This is a genomic window from Bacillus sp. SIMBA_008, from assembly GCF_046535495.1.
Lineage (GTDB): Bacteria > Bacillota > Bacilli > Bacillales > Bacillaceae > Bacillus > Bacillus subtilis.
Map to the genome: position 1 here is coordinate 1 of NZ_JAWRWL010001455.1, position 228 is coordinate 228.

Annotated in this window: 1 pseudogene; it reads right to left on the reverse strand. The window is 36.0% G+C overall.

Features of this window, described 5'->3' with window-relative positions:
• Positions 1–228: pseudogene (locus SB658_RS28315) on the reverse strand (MATE family efflux transporter); the annotation flags it as partial.

Consider the following 228-nt stretch of genomic DNA (forward strand, 5'->3'; position numbering starts at 1 on the left):
CGCATAGGACGCAACCCCTACTTCCCCTGCATATTGAACGAACGCAATATTAAAACCGATTGTTACAATTGCAACCGTACTTTCAGCTGTAAAACTTGGAAAACCTATAATCATAATTTGTTTCACTGTATCCCACTCAAAATGGAATTTCGTCCATTTTAAAATACTACTTTTTCTAAAGAAGTGAGTTAATAATACAAGGAAACCAATCGCTGCCGAAAGAATAGT